The organism is Lactobacillus sp. C449L, assembly GCF_059900815.1.
Genome location: NZ_JBWXGA010000116.1, coordinates 1 through 487 on the forward strand (window position 1 = coordinate 1; position 487 = coordinate 487).

The window sequence follows — 487 nt, forward strand, 5'->3', positions numbered from 1 at the left end:
GAGTGCAGGCGGCGGCAGCGGCAACGACCCGTCGGCGGCCACGACGGAGTACTCCTCGCCGCTGCGTCCCTCACCGCCGACCCGGCCGTCGCGGATAATCACGGTGCGGGGGAAGGCCTTGGCCACGTCGGGGTCGTGGGTGACGACGACGATCGTCGTGCCGAGCGTGCGCCCGACCTCGGCCATCGCCTCGAGGACGACGTCGCGGGCGTCGTGGTCGAGCTGGCTCGTCGGCTCGTCGCCGAGGAGGAGCCCCGGCCCGCAGGCGAGGGCGACAGCCAGGGCCGCGAGCTGGAGCTGGCCGGGGGTGAGCGACTCCAGCGGCTGGTCGGCCACCTCGTCGAGCCGCAGCAGGTCGAGCAGCTCGTCGACCTCGGGCACGCTCCGGCCGGCACGACGCGCGGGGCAACATCGAGTTCGCCCAGCGCGCTCAGCCACGGCAGGTGGTTGCGCGCAGCACCCTGCAGGACGATCCCGACCTCACCGG

The 487-nt window shown here is 74.3% G+C and carries 1 protein-coding gene; it reads right to left on the reverse strand.

Features of this window, described 5'->3' with window-relative positions:
- The coding region (locus AC2JF9_RS08580; protein WP_500726930.1) for an AAA family ATPase at positions 1-381 on the reverse strand (381 nt) is incomplete at its 3' end.
- Positions 382-487: the final 106 nt, after the last annotated feature.